Genomic DNA, 6246 nt, shown 5'->3' with positions numbered 1-6246 from the left:
GTAAGCGCTGTTTTCAGGCCACGGCTTTGAGATCGTGCGTTGCGGCATAGGCCCAAGGCAGCAGGTCGTCGATCTGGCTATTTGGATGATTGTTGACGATCTTGGTGAGGACGTCTGAGAGATAGGCCAGTGGCTCGACATTGTTGAGCTTTGCCGTCTCGATGAGCGAGGCGATAGTCGCCCAGTGTTCGGCCCCGGCGTCAGAACCGGCAAATAGCGCATTTTTGCGATTGAGGGCAATTGGCCTGATTGACCGTTCGACGACGTTGGAATCGATCTCGATCCGGCCATCGTCGATGAAGCGGGTCAAGCCGTCCCAGCGTGACAAGGCATAGCGGATTGCTTCGGCGAGTTTTGTCTTCTGGCTGATGTAGCCGAGTTGTTCACGCAGCCAGGGAGCGAGGCTGTCGGTAATCGGACGACTTTTTTCCTGACGGGCGACACGACGCTCCTCGTGGGGCCGGCCACGTATCTCTTCTTCGATCCTGTAAAGTTCGCCGATGCGTCGCAGCGCCTCGCTGGCGATGGGTGCCGGACCAGCGGCAGCAAGCTCATAGAAGCGGCGTCGAACGTGGGACCAGCAGAAGGCCAGCGACACGGTGTTCTTTGCCGCGAGCGGGCGATATCCACTGTAGCCGTCTACCTGCAGGATGCCGACGAAGCCGTCGAGATGGGCCATCGGTCGTTCGCCTTTGCGATCTGGCGCATAGACATAGGTGACACCGGGCGGGTCATCGCCCTGCCACGGCCGGTCATCTCGTGCATAAGCCCAAAGCTGGCCGGTCTTGGTTTTGCCACGTCCCGGATCGAGCACCGGGGCCGTCGTCTCGTCGGCGAAGAGCTTGGACGATGACTTCAGATGATCGAGCAGCCGCTGATGGACCGGGCGTAGATGCCAGGCGGCGCGACCGACCCAGTCGGCGAGCGTCGAACGGTCGAGGTCGATGCCCTGACGCTTGTAGATTTGCGCCTGGCGATACAGCGGCAGGTGGTCAGCATATTTAGATACCAGCACCTGGGCGACGGTTGCCTCTGTCGGGATGCCGCCCTCGATCAGCCTTGCCGGGGCCGGAGCCTGGACAACGACTTCTTCACAGGCCCGGCAGGCATACTTCGGGCGGCGCAGCACGAGCACCCGGAATTGGGCGGGCACAAGATCGAGCTTCTCGCTGACATCCTCGCCGATCCGATGCAGGTCGTTGCGGCAGCAGGGGCAGGCATGGTTATCGATATCGACCACGATCTCGACGCGCGGCAGATGCGCTGGCAGTGAACCCCGGTTCGTACGCCGTTTAGCGACCTGCGCCTGGCGCAGAGCAGTCGAGCCTTGTTCCTTCTCTTCCAGCCCGGCAGCCTCGATCTGTTCGGCCTCTTCAAGCCCAAGCAGAAGCTGGTCCTCTGGAAGCGTCTCTGCCCGTCGACCAAAGCGGTGACGCTGTAATTCCTTGATGATCTGCCGCAGGCGGGCATTCTCCGCCTCACGCGAAAGCACCATTGCTTTCAGCGCGTTCAGGTCATCCGGAAGCTCGTCTGCCGTCATCGTCATGGATCGAGAACAGCATATTTTGCCGCTCGGAGCGAGACGCTGAATGGCTCTGATTCAATTGGTCGCGCCCGTTATCCGGCCTTTATCGGCGTGCGCGTTTCGCTCGGCGCATGCACGCGTTTCCAGTCCAATCCTTCGAACAGAGCCGAGAACTGGGCGGCCGTCAGATGCATCACACCGTCTTGCATTCGAGGCCAATGGAACTCGCCATCCTCGATCCGCTTGGCGACCAGGCACACGCCGCTGCCGTCCCAGAAGATCAGCTTGATCCGGTCCGTTCGTTTGGCCCGGAATACGTAGATCGTGCCCGAGAACGGGTCGGCACCCATCTGGGCCTTTACCAATGCCGCCAATCCTTCAGCACCTTTGCGGAAGTCGACAGGCTTGGTGGCGATCATCACTTTTACCGCACCGGACGGGCCAATCACGACTGAGCCTTCAACGCCTGGATGACGGCGGCAATGGTTGCAGCATCGGTGCCAGAGGCAATACGCAGCCAGGCTCCATCAATCCGCAATTCAATGGCCGCCTCCGGAGAAGTTCTTCTTGGCAAACGTGCTTGCCGCGCCCTCTTCGGTTCCGAATTCTCGGGCGACACGACGACTGCTGGTGCAAACATTGGTGCTTGCTCCGGCACCGACAACACATCAAGCGGCTTTCGGGCGAGCCGTCGCCATGTGAACAACTGCTGCGGCGTCAATCCATGCCGCCGCGCCACAGAGCACACCGTGACGCCAGGCTCGCAACTCTCCGCAATGATCTGCGCCTTCTGATCGTCGCTCCATTCGCGACGACGGCCATTGCCTGTGAACACCTCAAACCGGCGTATCGGCTCATCCTTGGATTTAAGCGTAAGTTCTGAAATCGACATATGTCCTAGCCCTCTTTCGAGGTTGAACATCAATGATCAAGCGATGATCCGGAAGGTGGGGTCAGGACAGCGCTTACTATTGAATGGGCGCAGAAGAAATTGCGTCAACCGACAATAGCCGAACACGGCGAAATGCCGGGCTATGCAGGTGCGAACTGGAAGCTTCTGGCGCTGACACCGTTTCCCGGCGAGCTGCCGCAGACCAGTATGATTGTGGCAGAACTGGAACTCAATATTGATGATCCTGATCGGTTCAAGCAGGCAATGCCTTGCATTATCGCCCTGACGGATAGTCAAAACCGAAGCTGGAGCCCGACCTTTCTTACGGATCGCATTTTGCAAAAGTTGAAACCGGACGCGGCAGAAAAACAGCACTGTCTTAATCTCATTCAAAGCGCGGAGAGGGGAACCGTGCAAATTGTCGAAACGTTTCTTGTTCCCGCCGCTGCAAAGGATTTCACAGTCAAGATTGCTATGCAGGGCGAACCACAGCAGAGCGTGATTTTGAAGTAGTTCCTGACAACCCGCCTGCGACTGAATATTCAAGCACGCCTGCCAGAAGCGCAACCCGTACCGCATCAAGTAAGATTCCACCATCGAGCTCTGACGGGCTCCCGATCAGGATGACCAGAATATCGGAGATGCGTTGCCACGTTTCGATGCCATAAGGGCCGAGGCCATGGGTGATGGCATACCAGATCCAGGCGCCGGCCCAACTGATTGCTTTGTAAAACACAATGAAACTCAGCAAGGTTCCAAGCCCAGCTCCAAACACCAATCGCAGACATGTCCAGACTGGTCGATATCGCGAACGATAACCGCCCAGATAGTGAGCCGCGAAGTCCTTTAACCAAACCCTTAAAGTGGCCTCTCGTGATGGCAGAGGAGGGACTGATGCCCGCTTTGCGGATAGATCATAACCATAGATAATGGATGCCATCACCAACCAGACCAGCGGCAGCAACGCATAAAAGAAGAGGTTCTTTGCCTGTTCTATGAAATCCGGTTGGCGAAATTCAACAGGGACAGAACTTGAAACCGCCGCATAGGCCTGTATTGAGAACCAAGTCGCCTGAGCTTCGAGATATTCGAGAAACGAACCCGCTCCTAACCACGCGATAAAATCGTGTTTCCATTTGTCGAGGGCGTAAAGACCGATGAAAATCCAGCTTGCGTCAGCTGCTACGATGAGCAGGCGAAGCCACGGTGACTGCGTCCTGTCTGCGCTTTTCTTCGCAACCCAACGTATGATCCAGCAGAGACAAATCGCCGCAATCAGACTGCGGGATCGTACAAGATCAAATATCTGAATTTTTTCCCCAAAGGCCGCGCGATCAAAAGCCTGTCTCGAATATTCGCGAATTGTGTCTCCCAGAAATCCCCAGGCGGCATAATAGGCAAAGAATGGCAGAATGGCTGCGGCTGTCACCATGAGTAAGTGGTCGCTGCGCTTATCGTCCTTTTGAGTGTTTGCTACTGGAGCAGAATTTTCACGCAAGGCTGTCAGTGCAGGCAGGCCGGGTCGCAAAACTGCAAACATCGTGATGAAGACAAGGAGTTTAATCAAAACAACCAGCGACAGTATCACCATGCCGCCCAGCGGAAACTTGAGACCAGTTGCAACGGCTGCACCCATCAATAAGTCTCGCGCGATGTATCCAATCGCGCCAGTCAGAAGCAGTTGCGGCCAAAACCTGATCAATAGCCGACCAGTCTGCGATAATAGGCCATCAATGTCTTTAAAAACCGTCATTTTTGCAGTGTAACTGCTGCAGCAACAACCCTCAAGTGTTGGTTTCCACGCAGAACTGAGCCGGTTAGGCAGATAATTTCCATTGAGAACTGAGCCATGTGAACCTTCCCCCCACGCGGTGAGCGACGGGGGCAACGGAGTGATCCACATGGGACTTTTAAACATCATCCGTCGGATGGTGCTGCGAGAGAAGCAGTCGATCCGTGAGATCAGCCGACGCACCGGGCTGTCGCGCAACACGATCACAAAGTATTTGAACGCAGGTACAATCGAGCCGACGTTCAGGGTACCGGAACGACCAAGCAAGCTTGATCCCTTTTCCGACAAACTGGCGGCCTGGCTGAAGACAGAGGCCGGAAAGTCGCGCAAGCAGCGCCGGACCTTGAAGCAGCTTCATGCCGACTTGGTGGCTCTCGGTTTTACGGGCTCGTATAATCGGGTGGCCGCCTTCGCCCGCGAGTGGCGAGCTGATCGGCTACGTGAGCAGCAGACGACGGGCCGTGGCGTATTCGTTCCGCTGTCTTTCCGACCTGGTGAGGCCTTCCAGTTCGATTGGAGTGAGGACTACGCCGTAATCGGCGGCGAGCGCACGAAGCTCCAGGTCGCACATATCAAACTATCCCACAGTCGGGCTTTTCTGGTCAGGGCCTACTTGTTGCAAACACACGAGATGCTCTTTGACGCACACTGGCACGGCTTCCGTGTCTTCGGCGGCGTGCCTGGTCGTGGGATTTACGATAACATGAAGACAGCGGTCGATCGTGTGGGCCGCGGCAAGGAGCGACAGGTCAACATGCGCTTCCTCGCGATGACGAACCATTACGTCTTTGCACCTGAGTTCTGCAATCCAGCGGCCGGTTGGGAAAAGGGTCAGGTCGAGAAGAACGTCCAGGATGCCCGACCACGCTTGTGGCAACAGATGCCAGACTTTCCAAATCTGATGGCGTTGAATGACTGGCTGGAGCAACATTGCCAAGAGCTGTGGCGGGACACGGCGCATGGCACCTTGCCCGGTTCTATCGCAGACGTTTGGGCCGACGAGCGAGCAGCATTGATGGCATTGCCAACTGCATTTGACGGCTTCGTTGAGCAGAGCAAGCGCGTCTCACCAACATGCCTGATTACCTTCGAGCGGAACCGCTACAGCGTGCCTGCATCATTTGCAAACCGGCCCGTCAGCCTGCGGATATATCCCGAGCGCCTGGTCGTTGCGGCCGAGGGAAACATTCTATGTGAACACGCGCGGGTCATCGAGCGCAGCCACAGGCTACCTCGGACAATCTATGATTGGCGACATTACTTGACGGTCATCCAGCGCAAGCCCGGTGCCCTGCGCAATGGTGCTCCCTTCCTGGAATTGCCGTTTGCCTTTCGACAACTACAGAATCAGATGCTTCGCCGCCCCGGTGGTGATCGTGAGATGGCCGATATCCTTGCCCTCGTCCTTCATCACGACGAACAGGTTGTCGTCAGGGCTGTAGAACTGGCTTTGGATCAAGGCGTGGCAACCAAAACGCATGTACTGAATCTTCTGCACCGTCTGATCGACGGCAAGACGAACGAGGGTCCCGACGTCGATACGCCACAGGCATTGACCTTGCTGCGTGAACCCAAGGCCAATGTAGAACGCTACGATGGCTTGCGCGTCCGGATCGTGGGAGGTCGCCATGCGTCATGATCCTGCCAGCGCGGCCGTCGTTATCATGCTCCGTAGCCTGAAGATGTATGGCATGGCGCAAGCCGTCACAGACTTGATCGAGCAAGGTGCTCCAGCTTTTGACGCAGCCGTGCCGATCCTCTCCCAGTTGCTGAAAGCCGAGATGGCCGAGCGCGAGGTCCGCTCCATCGCCTATCATATGAAGGCTGCACGCTTCCCGGCCTACAAGGATATCTCTGGATACGACTTTGCCGCCAGCGAGATCAACGAAGCGACGGTGCGCCAGTTGCACAGATGCGAGTTCATTGACGGAGCGCAGAATATCGTGCTCGTCGGCGGACCGGGCACAGGCAAAACCCACGTGGCGACGGCCCTTGGCATCCAGGCTATCGAACATCACCGTCGAAAAGTCCGCTTCT

General features: G+C 57.0%; 7 protein-coding genes. 3 read left to right on the top strand and 4 right to left on the bottom strand.

What is annotated here, in order from left to right; translation table 11 throughout:
* Positions 1-13 precede the first annotated feature (13 nt).
* The 3 genes from tnpC to tnpA all read right to left on the bottom strand — a co-directional run bounded on the left by tnpC (position 14) and on the right by tnpA (position 2417).
* Complete coding sequence (tnpC, locus tag ACTJKP_RS25930; RefSeq protein WP_121539677.1) at positions 14-1546, bottom strand: IS66 family transposase; 1533 nt, start codon at positions 1544-1546, stop codon at positions 14-16.
* Between the two features lie 71 nt (positions 1547-1617).
* Positions 1618-1974, bottom strand: coding sequence for an IS66 family insertion sequence element accessory protein TnpB (tnpB, locus tag ACTJKP_RS25925; protein WP_109366349.1), 357 nt, complete (start codon positions 1972-1974; stop codon positions 1618-1620).
* Positions 1971-2417: an IS66-like element accessory protein TnpA gene (gene tnpA / locus ACTJKP_RS25920; RefSeq protein ID WP_181375986.1), complete on the bottom strand. Its 447-nt coding sequence runs from the start codon at positions 2415-2417 to the stop codon at positions 1971-1973. The genes tnpB and tnpA overlap by 4 nt, the downstream gene beginning before the upstream one ends.
* A gap of 99 nt (positions 2418-2516) precedes the next feature.
* On the opposite strand from tnpA, the gene ACTJKP_RS25915 reads away from it, so the two are divergent.
* Positions 2517-2930, top strand: a complete 414-nt coding sequence (locus ACTJKP_RS25915; RefSeq protein ID WP_440632722.1) for a hypothetical protein — start codon at positions 2517-2519, stop codon at positions 2928-2930.
* Here ACTJKP_RS25915 and ACTJKP_RS25910 read toward each other — a convergent pair.
* Positions 2890-4170 carry a hypothetical protein gene (locus ACTJKP_RS25910; protein ID WP_440632721.1) on the bottom strand — a complete coding sequence of 427 codons (1281 nt, stop codon included), beginning with the start codon at positions 4168-4170 and terminating at the stop codon, positions 2890-2892. The two genes, ACTJKP_RS25915 and ACTJKP_RS25910, sit on opposite strands and share 41 nt — an antisense overlap.
* Before the next feature lie 148 nt (positions 4171-4318).
* On the opposite strand from ACTJKP_RS25910, the gene istA reads away from it, so the two are divergent.
* On the top strand, positions 4319-5848 hold the full coding sequence (gene istA, locus ACTJKP_RS25905) for an IS21 family transposase (protein WP_440632720.1): 1530 nt from the start codon (positions 4319-4321) through the stop codon (positions 5846-5848).
* On the top strand, positions 5838-6246 hold a 409-nt coding region (locus ACTJKP_RS25900; RefSeq protein WP_440632543.1), incomplete at its 3' end, for an ATP-binding protein. The genes istA and ACTJKP_RS25900, both read left to right, overlap by 11 nt.

The sequence above is a fragment of the Brucella sp. 22210 genome (genome assembly GCF_052045675.1).
Classification (GTDB): domain Bacteria; phylum Pseudomonadota; class Alphaproteobacteria; order Rhizobiales; family Rhizobiaceae; genus Brucella.
Note: the sequence above shows the minus strand (reverse complement) of the source record. Positions and strands in the feature narration are given on the sequence as shown.